This window comes from Neobacillus mesonae (assembly GCF_001636315.1).
GTDB classification, from domain to species: Bacteria; Bacillota; Bacilli; order Bacillales; family Cytobacillaceae; genus Neobacillus; species Neobacillus mesonae.
Window position 1 is genome coordinate 657,827 of the sequence record NZ_KV440949.1, and the last position, 13,590, is coordinate 671,416.

General features: G+C 42.7%; 17 protein-coding genes and 1 pseudogene. 8 read left to right on the forward strand and 10 right to left on the reverse strand.

Annotation, left to right across the window (positions count from 1 at the left end):
* Positions 1-78: 78 nt before the first annotated feature.
* The 3 genes from spoIIM to A6749_RS03305 form a co-directional block, all read right to left on the reverse strand.
* Positions 79-726 (reverse strand): stage II sporulation protein M, encoded by a 648-nt coding sequence (gene spoIIM / locus A6749_RS03295; protein ID WP_066385196.1) that lies wholly within the window; start codon positions 724-726, stop codon positions 79-81.
* Between the two features lie 147 nt (positions 727-873).
* Positions 874-2,040 carry a TIGR00375 family protein gene (locus A6749_RS03300; RefSeq protein WP_066385202.1) on the reverse strand — a complete coding sequence of 389 codons (1,167 nt, stop codon included), beginning with the start codon at positions 2,038-2,040 and terminating at the stop codon, positions 874-876.
* Entirely contained in the window at positions 2,037-2,591 is a 555-nt protein-coding gene (locus A6749_RS03305; protein WP_066385206.1) for an NUDIX hydrolase, read from the reverse strand. Before A6749_RS03305 ends, A6749_RS03300 begins: the two co-directional genes overlap by 4 nt.
* A gap of 71 nt (positions 2,592-2,662) precedes the next feature.
* Between A6749_RS03305 and mciZ the strand changes: the two genes are divergently transcribed.
* Both mciZ and A6749_RS03310 read left to right on the forward strand, forming a co-directional pair.
* Positions 2,663-2,794 (forward strand): Z-ring formation inhibitor MciZ, encoded by a 132-nt coding sequence (mciZ, locus tag A6749_RS27505; RefSeq protein WP_084797615.1) that lies wholly within the window; start codon positions 2,663-2,665, stop codon positions 2,792-2,794.
* Between the two features lie 65 nt (positions 2,795-2,859).
* On the forward strand, positions 2,860-3,771 hold the full coding sequence (locus A6749_RS03310; protein ID WP_066385208.1) for an aldo/keto reductase: 912 nt from the start codon (positions 2,860-2,862) through the stop codon (positions 3,769-3,771).
* Positions 3,772-3,795: 24 nt separating this feature from the next.
* On the opposite strand, the gene A6749_RS03315 is transcribed toward A6749_RS03310, so the two are convergent.
* Both A6749_RS03315 and A6749_RS03320 read right to left on the reverse strand, forming a co-directional pair.
* Complete coding sequence (locus A6749_RS03315; protein WP_066385210.1) at positions 3,796-4,041, reverse strand: YqkE family protein; 246 nt, start codon at positions 4,039-4,041, stop codon at positions 3,796-3,798.
* A 108-nt stretch (positions 4,042-4,149) separates the two neighbouring features.
* Positions 4,150-5,331, reverse strand: coding sequence for an acetyl-CoA C-acetyltransferase (locus A6749_RS03320; RefSeq protein WP_066385212.1), 1,182 nt, complete (start codon positions 5,329-5,331; stop codon positions 4,150-4,152).
* A 126-nt stretch (positions 5,332-5,457) separates the two neighbouring features.
* On the opposite strand from A6749_RS03320, the gene A6749_RS03325 reads away from it, so the two are divergent.
* The 3 genes from A6749_RS03325 to A6749_RS03330 all read left to right on the forward strand — a co-directional run bounded on the left by A6749_RS03325 (position 5,458) and on the right by A6749_RS03330 (position 7,588).
* A complete protein-coding gene (locus A6749_RS03325; protein WP_066385215.1) occupies positions 5,458-6,360 on the forward strand; it encodes a hydroxymethylglutaryl-CoA lyase in 903 nt (300 codons plus the stop codon).
* Between the two features lie 69 nt (positions 6,361-6,429).
* Positions 6,430-6,570 (forward strand): hypothetical protein, encoded by a 141-nt coding sequence (locus A6749_RS28560; protein WP_164745679.1) that lies wholly within the window; start codon positions 6,430-6,432, stop codon positions 6,568-6,570.
* Between the two features lie 97 nt (positions 6,571-6,667).
* Positions 6,668-7,588, forward strand: a complete 921-nt coding sequence (locus A6749_RS03330; RefSeq protein WP_066385216.1) for an alpha/beta hydrolase — start codon at positions 6,668-6,670, stop codon at positions 7,586-7,588.
* A 21-nt stretch (positions 7,589-7,609) separates the two neighbouring features.
* Here A6749_RS03330 and A6749_RS29245 read toward each other — a convergent pair.
* Positions 7,610-7,822: pseudogene (locus tag A6749_RS29245) on the reverse strand (iron-sulfur cluster biosynthesis family protein); the annotation flags it as partial.
* A 271-nt stretch (positions 7,823-8,093) separates the two neighbouring features.
* Between A6749_RS29245 and A6749_RS03340 the strand changes: the two are divergent.
* Entirely contained in the window at positions 8,094-8,300 is a 207-nt protein-coding gene (locus tag A6749_RS03340) for a CDGSH iron-sulfur domain-containing protein (RefSeq protein WP_066385217.1), read from the forward strand.
* Positions 8,301-8,336: 36 nt separating this feature from the next.
* On the opposite strand, the gene A6749_RS03345 is transcribed toward A6749_RS03340, so the two are convergent.
* Positions 8,337-8,669 carry a YolD-like family protein gene (locus A6749_RS03345; protein WP_066385222.1) on the reverse strand — a complete coding sequence of 111 codons (333 nt, stop codon included), beginning with the start codon at positions 8,667-8,669 and terminating at the stop codon, positions 8,337-8,339.
* A 143-nt stretch (positions 8,670-8,812) separates the two neighbouring features.
* Complete coding sequence (locus A6749_RS03350) at positions 8,813-10,072, reverse strand: Y-family DNA polymerase (RefSeq protein ID WP_066385224.1); 1,260 nt, start codon at positions 10,070-10,072, stop codon at positions 8,813-8,815.
* A gap of 277 nt (positions 10,073-10,349) precedes the next feature.
* On the opposite strand from A6749_RS03350, the gene A6749_RS03355 reads away from it, so the two are divergent.
* Both A6749_RS03355 and A6749_RS03360 read left to right on the forward strand, forming a co-directional pair.
* Positions 10,350-11,273 carry an NAD(P)H-dependent flavin oxidoreductase gene (locus A6749_RS03355; RefSeq protein ID WP_174842972.1) on the forward strand — a complete coding sequence of 308 codons (924 nt, stop codon included), beginning with the start codon at positions 10,350-10,352 and terminating at the stop codon, positions 11,271-11,273.
* Between the two features lie 93 nt (positions 11,274-11,366).
* Complete coding sequence (locus A6749_RS03360) at positions 11,367-11,558, forward strand: YqzH family protein (protein ID WP_084797616.1); 192 nt, start codon at positions 11,367-11,369, stop codon at positions 11,556-11,558.
* Between the two features lie 57 nt (positions 11,559-11,615).
* Here A6749_RS03360 and A6749_RS03365 read toward each other — a convergent pair whose 3' ends face one another.
* Both A6749_RS03365 and A6749_RS03370 read right to left on the reverse strand, forming a co-directional pair.
* Complete coding sequence (locus tag A6749_RS03365; protein ID WP_066385226.1) at positions 11,616-12,413, reverse strand: SDR family NAD(P)-dependent oxidoreductase; 798 nt, start codon at positions 12,411-12,413, stop codon at positions 11,616-11,618.
* A gap of 9 nt (positions 12,414-12,422) precedes the next feature.
* Positions 12,423-13,391, reverse strand: coding sequence for an MBL fold metallo-hydrolase (locus tag A6749_RS03370; protein WP_066385227.1), 969 nt, complete (start codon positions 13,389-13,391; stop codon positions 12,423-12,425).
* Positions 13,392-13,590: the final 199 nt, after the last annotated feature.

Sequence of the window (13,590 nt, forward strand, 5' to 3'; positions counted from 1 at the left end):
TTCATTATAACAGATGAAAGGGGAGATTCAAAATAAAATTATTATAAACTACATTCAATATTAATTTTTATTTAATAATCATTTTAATCCTGAAGAACTGATAATAGTCTTCATTAACCATGGTGATAAATAGGCCTCCACCCCTGATGCTGCTGAAATAAAGACGACAGCTGCGATAAGGGCAAATATATATCCTTTAAATAGCGGCATCACCGGCTGGGCAAATTTTTTCATAAATTGCTTTTTGATCATTTTCAATGAAATGATGACTGATAATGCTGCCATAATAATAAACACTGGAATGATAATCAAATTTTGCGGCAGGATCGATACGAATGCCAGCATAAATCCTTTCCATCCCATTTGACTGACCAAAAATCCAACGGTAAAGCCGACAACCATTCCCTTTACAAATAAGAGTATAAGTATGACCGGAAGTCCAATAATGGAAATCCCAAGAATCCAAATCAGGCCGATAAATTTACTATTATGGAAGAAGCTTTGTGCAAATAAATCGTTTTGCTCGGCAACTTTCCCATCTGAAACCTGACCGAAAAATTGTGATAAATAATAGAATAGATCCTCTTTCTGGGTATAACTCATGCTATTGACAACAATCGCCCCAAAAATAACTCCCATTAGGAATAAGACGACAATAAATAAGAAGATTGAGGAATGTTCACGGAAATAAGCGGCTACATTGGACTGGAACAATCGTTTTTTCATCAATAATTCCTCCTGCTTTCAATCGAATTACTACATTCTATGCGAATCTAGCAATTCTATGATTAAAAAAAAGTAGAGTTTTAAACCAAAGGGTCTAACCCCTCTGACAGAATAAATTGTCAGAGGGGTCAGACCCTTTGGAATCAATTATTGTTCGGCGATTTTGCCGTATTTGCCGCCTCCTCCTGCTGCGAGAAGCACCTTTCCTTCCCGTGCTTTTAAAATTAGATCGGCGATTTTTTCCGGCACTACCTCTTTTAAGGCATCATATGGAACCTCATGGAGGATGGCCATTTCACTGCCAAAATGATCGACCAATTTCTCCAGAAGCCGTGGACCAAGGCCCGGGATAAATTCAAGCGGTACTTGATGCACATATGGCGGCCGATACGCTGGACTTTTATCTTCCGTTTTCAATTCAAGAATACGGTCTGCTACCCCTTTAATAATTTTTTTACTGCCGCACTGTGTACAAATTTGGTCAGTTTCATCCGCCGGGTGCAGACATTGCGCACAAACCGTTTTATGGTACTTACCAAGCAATGGGTCCAGACCATAGTTAGCAAGGATCTTTCGTCCGTCTTCCCCTTTTAATGCTTTTTGCAATTCTGCAAAAGTAGGTGCCTCCATTGCCATCACTTGATATTCCCTGGCAATCTTCGCCAATGAATGGGCATCGGAATTCGTCACGAAAGTGTAGCGGTGAATCTCCCCAATTTGATCGGCCATTTGTGTATCCGAGCTCAGGCCTAATTCAATTCCATCAATTAAATCAGGGTCAAACACCTCTGTAAGCGATTGATTCACACCTTTACCATACAAACTTTTAAACGGAGTGAACACATGGGCTGGGATAAAAATACCGCCCATTTCTTTGACCTTTTTCTGTAAAACAAGTCCTGTAATATAAACACGCTGCGAGCTTAACTGGATATTTTTTAAATGACCGGACAGCCAGTTTGAAAATTCCTTCATTGCCGAAAGATTTGGCAGGAAGCAAAGCACATGGATTGGACCATTGCACCCTTCGTCATAAATTTCTAATTCCGAACCTGGAATAACAGTCAGGTCACCAAAGACAAGCCCGCCGTCCGGATGCTCGTACACATCGCCGCTTTCAATCAGGCTCTCCATTTCAATAATCACTTCAGGTGAATGACTGTCGATGATCCCGACCATATTTAATCCTTTTATGTTTCTTGCATGTTCAATAATATTTGTGAACGTCAGCGACTTCGCTCCGGTAATTTTGACCGGCTTGCCCGTCCACGTTCTGCCAATGTGAATATGTAAATCTACATAATAGCGATTCATTTAGTAGTCAACGCCTCTTGTAATTGTAAGTATTGGACCCCGTAAATTGTTTTCGCGTCATATATCTTTTGTTCTTTTACGTATTGTATCGCTTCTTCAAGAGTTAATTCCTTTAAATTTACAAACTCATCTTCATCCATGGCAGCGGGATTTTCTTTTTTCGTCAAACCTTTCGCTAAAAAAACATGAACGATTTCATCCGCAAATCCCGGCGATGTATAGAAAGACAGAAGCGGCTCCAATGATTCACAGACATAGCCAGTCTCTTCTTCTAATTCCCTGCGGGCACAGCTTGCCGGCTCCTCCCCCTTTTCCAGCTTGCCGGCGGGGATTTCGACAATAATTTTTTCCAATGCTTTGCGGTATTGTTCGACCATCACGATTCTATTCTCATTGGTAAGAGCTATAACGGCTACGGCGCCCGGATGTTTCACAATTTCACGTTTTGCCTGCTTGCCATTCGGCAGCTTAACATCCTGCAGCTCGACGGTGATGATTTTCCCCGAAAATATTTCTTTGCTATGGAGCGTTTTTTCTTCAAGGCTATTCATTATTGTCAACTCCTGTTCTATTCCGTTCTTCACGTCATACATTTTACCATACTTTAATGGGAGGGTTATGGATGAAGGTGTACGTCCATGAAAAAGGAATCATCCTTGTCGGCAAAGGCTGGGAAGTACTGCAAAAATTAAAGGAATATAATCGGGAACATGCCACCGTTGCTGAATGGGTACGAAAAACTGCCTCAAAATAAGATTTGCTGTTTGTAGTTTGCCCCAATCTTTACTAAAATTGTAGAAAGATGAGGGGTGATTTTTTTTGAAAAAAAGAAGACTAGGGAATTCTGATTTATTTGTGACTGAGTTAGGTCTCGGCTGCATGTCGATCGGGACGGAAGAAAAAACAGCCCGGGAAATAATTGAAGCGGCGCTTGATGAGGGAATTAATTATTTCGATACTGCAGATTTATATGATTTTGGTGTAAATGAAAGTTTGGTTGGGAAGGCATTAAAAAATGTACGCGAACAAGTGGTCATTGCAACGAAGGTCGGCAACCGCTGGAATGCTGACAAAAGCAGCTGGACATGGGAGCCTTCAAAACCCTATATAAAGGAAGCAGTGAAAAACAGCTTAAAACGGCTCGGCACTGATTATATTGATTTATATCAGCTGCATGGCGGTACAATCAATGACCCGATTGATGAAACAATTGAAGCGTTTGAGGAGTTAAAGGCAGAAGGCTATATCCGCTATTATGGAATCTCCTCAATTCGACCGAATGTCATTCGTGAATATGTGAAAAAATCAAATATCGTTTCGGTAATGATGCAGTATAGCATGTTAGACCGCCGGCCTGAAGAAGAGGCCCTGACGCTTCTTGCTGAACATGGGATCAGCGTTGTGACCCGCGGACCGTTAGCTAAAGGTCTGTTGAGTGAGAAACTATTGGAAAAGGCTTCTGAAAAGGGATATTTAGATTACAGCTTCGAGGAATTAAGCAAAGTTTTACCGCTGCTAAAAGAAAAAACAGCTGCAGCAAGGTCGTTTACCGAGGCTGCATTACAATATAATCTAGCTGCCCAGGCCGTTGCTTCCGTGATTGCGGGTGCCAGCAGTGTTGAACAGGTTCGAAGTAATGCTGCAGCGGTCAGAAGTAATCCTTTAACCGAAGAAGAAGCTGCTTTGATTAAAGAATGGACGAAAGCGAATGTTTATCAGGAGCATCGTTAAATAAAGAGAGCCATGGAGGCTCTCTTATTTAAATTCCTTCCAATTCATACCGCTTTCGTTTAACAGCTCTTCAAAGGATTTATTCTTTTCTTTTAATTTTCTTTCTTCACGCTTTCTCTGCTCTTCCTGCTCTTTTCTTTTCTCTTCTTCAGCCTTTAACTGCTCCTGCTGGTCCTTTAATTGTTTCATTAAATCCGGATTAATCAAATCCTTAAGCGTTAATGGTGAATCCTCTTTTTTCTTTGTTGGTTTTTGCTGCCTTTTTTTCATATATGATTCTCCTTTAAAGAAGATTTTGTTCATATTATACAACCACATGCGGCGAATTTCATATAAAAAGGCAAGCCGTTAATAAAATCAGCCTGCCCTCCATTCTATTTAAACTAACTCTACTACTGTTGCTACCCCCTGCCCGCCGCCGATACATAACGCGGCTAGGCCTAATCGGGCATTTCTTCGATTCATTTCATGGATTAATGTAACTAGAATTCGTGCTCCGCTCGCCCCAATTGGGTGTCCAAGAGCAATGGCCCCGCCGTTCACGTTCAAAATCTCTTTATTGAAATGAAGCTCGCGGTCCACCGCTAATGACTGCGCCGCAAAGGCTTCATTGGCTTCAATTAACTCTAGGTCATCGATTGAAACAGCTGCTTTTTCCAGTGCTTTTTTGACCGCCGGAACTGGACCAATGCCCATAATGCTTGGATCTACACCTGCGCTGGCATTTGCCTTAATCGATGCAAGCGGCTTTAGACCCAGTTCATCCGCCTTTTTCCGGCTCATTACGACAACGGCGGCCGCCCCGTCATTAATCCCAGAGGCATTACCCGCTGTAACCGTACCATCCTTTTTAAAAGCTGGACGGAGCCCTGCTAATTTTTCTGCGGTTGTGCCCTTCTTGGGATATTCATCGACTGCAAATACAATCGGCTCCCCTTTGCGCTGCGGGATAACTACTGGAACAATTTCTTCGATGAATCTGCCCGCTTCGATGGCATTTACCGCTTTTTCCTGACTCCATGCAGCAAATTGATCCTGTTCCTCACGAGTAATCGCATACTTTGCTGCTAAATTTTCAGCTGTAATGCCCATATGGTAATCATTGAAAACACAGGTAAGCCCGTCTGATACAAGCGTATCAATCAATGTTTGGTTCCCCATTTTAAAACCTTCGCGGGCGTTTTTTAATATGTACGGAGCCTGGCTCATATTTTCCATCCCCCCAGCCACTACAATATCGGCATCACCGGCTAAAATAGCTTGGACTGCAAGGTGAACAGCTTTTAATCCGGAACCGCATACCTTATTAATCGTCATTGAGGAAACACTTTCAGGAATCCCTGCCTCCATCGCAGCCTGCCTTGCCGGGTTTTGCCCCAGACCAGCTTGAAGAACATTGCCCATGATTACTTCATCAACCTGTTCCGGTTTGACACCTGCCCGTTCTAACGCTCCCTTAATCACAACCGCGCCTAATTCCGGTGCCGAAATATTTTTTAAACTGCCATTAAAACTGCCCAGTGCTGTTCGGACAGCGCTTACAATTATAACTTCAGTCATACACTTTCTCCCCCTATCATTATTTCCTTCATTTTAGCATAAAAATTTGCTAAAATTCCGTTTATTCTTGATTTTTCAAATTTACTGCTACTACAATTGAAATATGACTGGTAAGGGGGAAAGAGAATGCTGACATTGCCGAAAAAAGTAACGATCATCGAAGTAGGACCGCGCGACGGACTACAAAACGAAAAACAATTTGTGCCTACTGAAATAAAAAAACAATTTATCCACGAGCTTCGAAATGCCGGAATCAAGGAAATGGAACTGACATCATTTGTGTCACCAAAATGGGTGCCGCAAATGGGAGATGCAGCTGACATTGTCCTCGACTGCCTTGATGAACAAACCAGAAATATTGTTCTTGCCCCAAACCGAAAAGGAATTGACAGGGTCTATTCCACCAGCTGCAAGGCGATCGCCGTGTTTGTCGGGGTCAGTAACAGTTTTAATAAAAAAAATATCAATAAATCGACTTCAGACAGTATGGCAGAATTGAAACCCATCATCCAGGAACTGAAAGAAAAAGGTTACTTTGTCCGGGCTTGCATTTCAACGGCATTTTATTGCCCTTACGAGGGAAAAATCAACGAAAGCGATACCCTTCAGCTTTGCCGTGAATTTGTAAATACCGGTGTTGATGAATTAAGTGTCGCCGATACAATCGGTATGGCGGCACCGAACGAGGCTTATTCGCTTTTTGTTAAATTAAAAGAAGAGTTTCCAATGACCCTTATTACGGCTCATTTTCACGATACACGAAAGCTTGGATTGGCCAATATCTTTTCCTGCCTTCAGGCTGGCATTGACCGCTTTGATACATCAGCAGGCGGTCTTGGCGGCTGTCCGTTTGCTCCCGGCGCCAGCGGCAATACGGCAACGGAGGATGTTGCCTATATGCTCGAAAGGATGGGCATCGAGACCGGGATTGACTTATCAAAGCTTCTTGATGCAATCGAACTGGTCCGCCCGCATGTTTCCAGACAAATTGAAAGCGGCTATTACCGCCTTCATGCGCAAAACGTCTAAAGCCATGAATAATCTTCCTTCCCTAAAAGCATCTTATTAGATGAAACTATCTCGAAGGGGGATTCACTTATGAGCCAAAAGAGAGAAAAAGGGAACAGTGCAGCAGGAAAAAACTATGCGGAATCAGCAGGAGGCGGCAAGCGGATGATTGCCGCTGAAGAAGTTGAAAAAGCCATTCATCCGACAAAACGACAGAACTCAGAACAATAATTACCTTTAAGAGCCGCTCATTGGTATATGCGGCTTTTCTTATGGTAAAATTAACTTTGCTAATTTATGTAAATATCTCTCTTGGAGGTGCCATTTTTTGAAAAAGGCATTTCGTACCCTGTTCATTATATTATTTTTCTGGCTGGCACTCGCTCTCTATTTCACCAACCGCCTCATGTATATGAAAAAGAAAGACGAGGATTTCATCTTAAGGAGGGAAAAAGATGCGGGCAGAGTGAATCCCGATCAATTAAAAACACTGCCAAGACAGCATATCGACATTTCCTCCCCGTTTGGCTATACGATTAAAGCGGTACTTGCCGAACCATATCAAACGAACCGCTATGTGATTATTGCGCACGGCGTGACGGAAACGAAAGTCAATTCGATCAAATATGCAAACCTGTTCCTTGAGCGCGGCTTTAATACATTGATTTATGACCATCGCCGCCACGGGGAATCCGGCGGGAAAACAACAAGCTTCGGCCACTATGAAAAATTCGATTTAAAGGCAGTAGTTGATTGGCTGAAAAAAGAAAAAGGGGAAGATATTTTATTAGGGATTCACGGGGAATCGATGGGGGCTGCGACGATGCTTTTATACGCCGGTCTGCTTGAGGATGGCGCTGATTTCTATATTGCCGATTGTCCGTTCTCTGATTTTAAGCAGCAGCTCTCCTATGTCATCAAAAAGGATTTTAAAATCATGCCTGGTTTGCTGCTTCCTCTTGGGGATGCTATTCTTCGTTTCCGCGACAAATATTCCATCCGCCATGTTTCGCCGATTTCGGTAATTGAAAATATCAAACACCCGGTCCTGTTTATCCATAGCCGCAAAGATGATTTTATTTTGCCCTCAATGACAAAGGAATTGTTTGAGCATAAGAAGGGCCCTAAGATGCTTTATATCGCTGAAAAAGGAAAGCATGCCCAATCCTTCAACGAAAACAGAGGCGATTATGAACGGGTCGTGGATGAATTTTTGCAAAAATATGTTGATCAGGCTTTACCATGTTAAAACAGACTGACCACTTGAGGTTCAGTCTGTTTTGTCTTTTATGATGAAGCCCATCCGTCCGTTAATTATTTGCTGCGGACTTTTAAGCTGGAAACTGTTTGTGCTTCCGGAAAAATCAATTTTCATTTGCTCATCAAAAAATACAAGCTTTGATTTCTCAACATACACTGATCTGTCATTGGTCTTAATTTCGATATCATCATTATCTAATTCGCCTGTGAACCACAAGGCGGCAACCCCGCTGACTGCTCAGCCGCAGCCATCTGTATCATATTTCAGCTTCAGATAACCAACTCGTCCGGCGGCTTTTTCGTTAATCTTTGCAGCGGCCTCTTCTGTAATGAAAATTTCCACGTTTTAACTCCTCCTTACTCGACATATGATGATATTATCATATGTAACTTTTGGCGGAATCTTTTTTGCTCATAGACTTTTGTTTGCATTTTCCTAGGATTCCAGTTAATCTCAGTTATATATAAATATTTTACAAGGGGTGCTTGCTAACATGTCAAAGGTACAAATTAAGGTAAATGATAATGGTTCATTAAGAATCACTGGTGATGTGGAATTATTAGACGGCGAGGGCAATATTTATACAACAAAGCCATCCTTCTCGCTTTGCCGCTGCGGCATGAGTAAGAATAAGCCATTTTGCGACGGCTCCCATAAAGGGAATTTTGAATCCCAGGTTCGGGTGCCAAAAGAGGATTAAGATAAAAGAGCGGCTTTCTATTCATGAAGCCGCTCTTTATTCTGTCAGCCGGATGTCAGCAATAGCATCTATCGAAATGCGGTGTACTTCTGCAAAGCGGTCCACAACATGGAGCTTGTGTGACAACTCATCCCAATAGTGGATTTTTCCAATCACAATTTCGTAGTTACGGTTTCGGTAATAAGTTATGGTTACATCCTGATTGAATTCAATCGCCTCAGCTAAGATTTCATTCATCAGCTCAAGCTGCTGTTCATCCATTTCCTTTTGCTGTTCATACTGGTCCTCTTTGACCCAATCTCTGAGCAGTTTCACATGCTCAGGAAGCATCATCGACGTCCATTTGATTCTCCCACGGTCGCGAATCATACGTATTCCTTCTTTCCATGTCCAGCTCCAGCACCTAGGGGCTCGAGGTCACAAGCCAATCCGTCAAGAAGGCCAAAAATCAGCCTTCATGCCGGCTCGACTTGTGCTTGTCGCCCCTGGTCAAGGCGCTTCCGCTTTTCTCATTACATTTTATGCCCCCCAACAAGTGTGGCCCGGTGTTTTGCCGTTCCTCCTGATGTATAAGAAACAGCTCTTAATAAAGAACCTGGTCCAAAGCGCCGGCGGACGGAATCGGCAACATAGCCAAGCTCCCGCCTTTTGTAAGCCCCCATGTCAAATAGGTCCAGCTGAAGTTCACAGTCGTCGACAATGTTACCAAGTGAAATCGAAATCTGCCTGACCGTCTTGCCATTATAATGCTCGTGAAACAATTCAAGGCAGACACGGTAAAGCTCCATCGTGACATTTGTCGGCTGCTTAATTGTTCTCGCACGATTGAAACCGCCGCCAAATTCGTCCTGGCTGTAACCGACTCCGAGGCTGACCGTTCTTCCGGCTTTGCGGCGGGTTCTCGCACGCCGTGCAACCTCCTCACACATTTCTAAAATGACATGCTTGATTTCTTCTTCGTCTTTGTAGTCTCTTAAGAGGATTTGACTTTTTCCAAAGCTGATCTGCCCTTCAATAATCGGGGCCCCTAAATCGGAAAGGTCGACTCCCCAGGCATGATGATAAAGCTGGTTGCCCATAATGCCAAATTTCTTTTCGAGCATGTCTAAATCATAGCGGGCCAGCTGACCGACGGTGAAAATGCCCATGCCATTTAATGTTTTTTCCACCCGGCGGCCGATGCCCCACATTTCCCTCAGCGGTGATACTTTCCATAGCTTTGCCTGGACATCATCATACGTCCACTCGGCAATCCATGTCTTTTTCGCTTCAAGATCAAGGGAAAGCTTCGCTAACAGCATGTTAGGGCCAATTCCAATGGTACATGGCAGCTGGAATTCCCGTTCAATATCATTTTTGATTTTCTCCGCAATCGTGCGGGCATCCCCCCATAAATGCAAGACCTCATCTACTTTAATAAAGCTTTCATCGACGCTGTAGACATGGATGGCTTCTTTCGGAACATAGCGGTTAAAGACACGGGTAATTTCAGTGGAAATCCGCAAATAGGTGGCCATTTTCGGTTCCACAATTCGAATTCTCGGATCCTTAGGAACCTCAAACAACCGCGAGCCTGTTTTGATGCCGAATTCTTTTTTTAGCTTTGGGGAAGCCGCAAGTACGACACTCCCCTGCCGCTCTTTATCGCCGACAATGGCGATATAGCAGTCCAAAGGATCAAGCCCCTCCATAACAGCGGAGCAGCTGGCATAAAAGCTCTTCATGTCTACACATAAAATTTTATTATGCGGTAACGTGCTGTAATCGATCATAGCTTTTCCCTCACAATTAATTATCGAACATCCGTTCCTTATTATATTCTATATCTTATACGAATATTCGTTCGTATTCAATGGGAATTTTTTGTATATTTATAAGAAGGCTTTACTCTCAAAAAAAATATTATCAACTTTTAGGAGCAGGTGTTAATTTACTCACTGTGTTATTGAAACCATCTTGCTACAATGAATGAGTATTTAAGATTCTGCTTCAAAAATAAAAACGAAATGGGGTTTTTTCTTGAATTTCCCACAATTAAAAATAGGACACATGATGCCAAAGGTTCCGATCATGCAAGGAGGAATGGGGGTCGGTATTTCTTTAAGCGGCCTAGCATCTGCCGTTGCCAATGCAGGAGGAATTGGAATCATATCAGGAACAGGGATAACCGTCGAGGAGATGAGAATGCATATAAGGAAGGCGAGGAAAAGGATAACGAATTCCGGGTATATTGGAGTAAATGTTCTCTTTGCCATGAATGACTTTGCTGAAAAAATGAAATCAGCTATTGAAGAAAAAGTTGATTTCATTATATCAGGTGCCGGCATTTCAAGAGATATGTATGCTTGGGGCAGGGAAGCAGGGATTCCCGTCATCTCAATTGTATCTTCAGCGCGGCTTGCGAAGATGTCGGAACGTCTTGGGGCAAGTGCAGTTGTTGTCGAAGGCTTCGAAGCTGGCGGGCACCTTGGAACCGAACGGCCTTTGTTTGACATACTGCCAGAGGTGGTTGAGGCGGTTAAAATTCCAGTCATTGCTGCTGGAGGTATCTTGACTGGAGAAGACCTCGCCCGCGCCTTACGGATTGGGGCCTCTGGAGTTCAGATGGGAACAAGATTTGCTGCCAGCGAAGAGTGTGATGCACCGTTATCATTTAAAGAAAAATATGTAGAGGCCCGGCAGGAAGATACGATTTTAGTAAAAACAACAGTAGGTCTCCAAGGCCGTGCCATTAAGAACCATTTCACCGATCTTATTTCTGATGAAAAAAAGGTAAAAATTAAGAAATGCATTGATTGCCTAAAGGATTGTTCTTATCGTTTTTGTACACTTGATTCATTGATTACTTCTATGAACGGGGATTGTGAAAATGGTCTTGTTTTTGCAGGTGCCAGAGTGCATGAAATCAAAGAAATTTTGCCGGTTCAAACAATCATCAACAATATTATGAGAGAATATGAAGCTTGCATCTAATTTTGAGAAGCCTGACCAAATATTCGGCTAAGTCTCTTTTTTCATCTTTTCAATAAGCCAGAAAAAGATATAATGTTGAAGAGGTGTGTGCTGATGGAAAAAAAGCTTGTTGAAAAGATGATTAAGAATTGTTTTAAACAGTACTATGAAGGCGATTCGATACCGCTTTCCGATAAAGATTTGGAGGAATTGACAAATAAGATCCTTCAGGCAAACGAATCAGCCCTAGATGATGATTTATACGCAGTAGTTAATGATGCAGTATATGATTTTTTAACAAAGTGAAGTACTAAACTAATCTTCAACAAAAAAACCGCTACCCGCGGTTTTTATTGTTGATCATTATTTTTTACTAAGCATTCGTTTACCAATTTTCTCAAATAATCGTGGAAAAAGAACATAAACCACACTGCCCATATTCATCCAGCGTGGCAGATTGATTTCGCGTGTTTTCGTCAGCATGCTGCCGACCACTTTTCGGGCGACAAATTCAGGCTGCAGCATAAACCGCTGGACGTTTTTCACATACGTCCCCTGTTCATCCGCGATATTAAAAAAGTTTGTCGCAATCGGCCCGGGGTTGACTGTTGTGACTTGAATATTATAGTCCGATAGCTCCATTCTAAGAGCGTTGGAATAGCCAAGCACGGCATGCTTCGAAGCAGAATAGACACTTGATTTCGGGGTAGCGATTTTTCCAGCTTGAGAAGCAATATTGATAATCTGACCGAAGCGTCTCTCGCGCATTTTTGGCAATACCATGCTGGTGCAGGCCATTAACCCGACAACATTCACCTCAAACATCCCTTTGATTTCATCAATCGATGCCTCGTGGGCTTCGCGAAAAATCCCAAAGCCGGCATTATTTACAAGAATATCAATATCCTGAATCACCGCAAATATTTGCTGAAAAACCTCTTGGATTTGATCCGTATCAGAGACATCAAGCTGAAAAACTTCTACTTTCACATGATGCTGCGCTTCCAGTTCGGCCTCGAGCAGCTTTAGTTTATCAAGACTGCGGGCAAGCAAGACAAGATTCGCCCCGCTCGCTGCACAAAGCTTTGCGATCTCTGCCCCTATTCCGCCTGAAGCGCCTGTAATCACGATATTTTTATTTTTTAATTGTTCCTTGAGCATTTTCCCACCTCAATTAGACTGCTTGGAATGAAATAATACAGGCTGATTCCCCTCCCTGATAATTTCTCCAAGGGAAGCTAAATAATCAAGCTGGGCAATCGTTTCCGACATCGTCATAAACAACTCACGCTTATAAGCAGACGGGAACAAACGCTGACATATTTCAAAAACCGTCAATTGCTCATCCTGCAGCCAGCCGTTAACCTTCATTGCCCGCTCATGCTGGCTGGAAAGCCGTTTTTCAACCAGCTCTTTTAACTGAAAAATCTCAGTACCATGTCCTGCGTAAACTACTTGGATTGGATAAGATAATAGCTTCAGCATCGAATGATTATGCTGCAGCTGGGACTTGGACCTTTCCTCATTACCGGGTACCGGCGGCTCGAGCAGCGGATTTGGAGAGACGTGGGCTAAAATGACATCTCCGCCGATTAGCACCCCGTCTTTTTCTCTAAAAAGGGCGATTTGACTCTGCGCATGCCCAGGCGTTTCGATTACCTTCCAATCCGAAAGTCCAGGCGGTGTCATTCCTTCATGCAAGTGACCCGTCAGGGAGCGGCTGCAGGAATATTTAAACATTTCCTTCGTATTTGCAATAAGCGGAAGATACTCCTTAGGCAGACCCGCGCGTTGAAACAGCTCTTTAAAAAAGCTCTCAATCTCACGAAAAAAACCTTCTGTCGGATGAATCCAACGCTCATTTAACGGGTGGCCATATATCTCTAGCAAATCGGGAAAAAAATCGAGCAGCCCGGCATGATCCGGATGATCGTGGGTAAGGATAACCTGTTCAATATCCTCCGGTGTCAGCTGTAACCCGCCAAGCTGCTCATTAAGAGAATTCCAAGCCTCTTCGGTTTTTGGACCTGCATCGACAAGTGTTAGTTTTTCTCCCTTAATCAAATAAACATTCACATCTCCGACCGGAAAAGGAGTTGGCAGAGTGATTTTTGCAATCCCATTATTCCATTTAATCAAATTAAAAACTCCTTAATATTATCGTTATATAATGCAGGTTCATGAATTTTATAATATAAAGTGTAGCGATTTTTTTTATAAATGTCATTATTTTCGCAAAATCATTTTTCAAAAAACAAAAAATTCCGGAAACTTACCTCTTGACAGACAGCCTGTCTTTCTTGCATAATCACTATTAAAACTTTGATTCGTTTTATGC